Origin of the sequence: Pseudarthrobacter oxydans, from assembly GCF_013314975.1 — a bacterium.
Classification (GTDB): Bacteria; Actinomycetota; Actinomycetes; order Actinomycetales; family Micrococcaceae; genus Arthrobacter; species Arthrobacter oxydans.
Map to the genome: position 1 here is coordinate 1 of NZ_JABTYH010000074.1, position 1828 is coordinate 1828.

Annotated in this window: 1 protein-coding gene; it reads left to right on the top strand. The window is 67.1% G+C overall.

Annotated elements, in window-relative coordinates; all coding sequences use genetic code 11:
* Positions 1-77: 77 nt before the first annotated feature.
* Positions 78-1637 (top strand): IS1182 family transposase, encoded by a 1560-nt coding sequence (locus tag HTS88_RS21905; protein WP_174182294.1) that lies wholly within the window; start codon positions 78-80, stop codon positions 1635-1637.
* The last annotated feature ends 191 nt before the right edge of the window (positions 1638-1828 follow it).

The following is a 1828-nucleotide window of genomic DNA, read 5'->3' on the forward strand; positions in this document are numbered from 1 at the left end:
CCTAGGAGACTGCTGAAATATCCGCTGGTTTAGGCGCGTCGGCTGGACTGGTGAGGCTGGTGGTTAAGACTGGTCTTATGCAGGGACGCGAGGACGCGCAACGCGGGTATTTGGATGTGGAGGCGCTGGCCGGAGAGTTGTTGGCTCCGGGCAGTGTCTTCGCTTTTCTGGCCAAGCATCGGGGGCGGTTGTTTCCGGATTCGATGATGGAGGACCTGTTCCCGTCGCGGCGGGGCCGGCCGTCAGTTCCCGCTTCGGTGATCGGTTCGGTGCTGGTGCTGCAGGCGTTGCAGGGCCTCTCTGACCGGGAAACAGCCGAGGCGTTGACGTACGATCTGCGCTGGAAAGCCGCGTGCGGGTACGGACTGACCGATACGGCATTCCATCCGAGCACGCTGACGTACTGGCGCCGGCGGCTGGCGGCATCGAAGAACCCGCACCGGATCATGAAGGCCATCGCCGAGGTCGTTGCGGAAACCGGAGTCCTGGCGGGCAAGCGCCGGCGGGCGGTTGATTCAACAGTGTTGGATGACGCGGTCGCGAGGCAGGACACGATCACGCAGCTGATCGCAGCGGTGCGGCGCTTCGGCCGTGACATCCCCGGCGGCCAGGACCTGCTGGCCACCCACGCGAAGGGGTATGACTACACGCGCACCGGTAAGCCGGACATCGCCTGGGACGACCAGGATGCCAGGGACGGGCTGGTCTCGGCGCTGGTCACCGATGCGCTGGCGCTGCTGGCCGCGGTCGATCCCGAGACCTTGGAGGGCAGGGGGGCCGATGCGTACGCGCTGCTTGCACTGGTCGCCGGGCAGGACGTGGAACCGGCCGAGGACTCGGACGGGACCGACGGGCGGTGGCGGATCGCCCGGAAGGTCGCACCGGACCGGATGATCTCCACCGTGGACCCGGACACCCGGCACGCGCATAAGACCAGGTCCCGGCAGCAGGACGGATTCAAAGCCCACATTGTCATCGAGCCCGATACCGGGCTGATCACCGCCGCGGAGCTGACCAAGGCCTCCGGACCGGAGAACAGCGACGGGGCCGTCGGCGCCCGGCTGATCGGCATGGAGCCCACGATCGCCGGGACCAGCGTGGACGTCCTGGCCGATTCGGCCTACGGGTCCGGGGACATGCTCGCCGCTCTCGCCGGCACCGGCCATACCCCGGTGATCAAACCCTGGCCGCTGCGCCCGGCCGTCGAAGGCGGGTTCACCCTCGATGATTTCACCGTCGATGAATCAGCCGGCACCGCGACCTGCCCGAACGGGCTTACGCGCAGGATCACCGCTAAGCGGCGGGTCACCTTCGGCGCCGCCTGCAGCAGCTGCCCGCTCCGGGCCCGGTGCACCGGCTCCCCACGCGGGCGCAAACTCGAACTGCACGAGCACGACGCCCTGCAGCGCGAACACCGGAAACGCGCCACGGACCCGGACTTCCAGCACGACTACCGCACCCACCGGCCCATGGTCGAACGGTCCATCGCCTGGCTCACCCGCGGCAACCGCCGCGTTCGGCACCGCGGCACAAACCAGAACAATGCCTGGCTGCAACTGAGGATTGCCGGGCTGAACCTGCGACGCCTCCTCGCGCTCGGACTTACCAGCGAAAAAGGATCCTGGGCCATCGCTTGAACGCGGGCACCACCTCAGGGCCTCCCGCCAGCGAAAACCGGACCCGCCACCCGGCGAACAACCCTCAAAAGCCCAGAAACAGGACCCGATGCTTCAATCACAGAACCCGAGACCACAAAAGGAAGGGCTGGCCCCGACACGTGAACGCCCCGGACCAGCCCCATAAAGCACTTAGTTCAGCAGTCTCCTAG

Bases quoted from the DNA above. Each gene is read 5' to 3' on its own strand.
- HTS88_RS21905 (WP_174182294.1), top strand. From the start codon at position 78: ATGCAGGGACGCGAGGACGCGCAACGCGGGTATTTGGATGTGGAGGCG.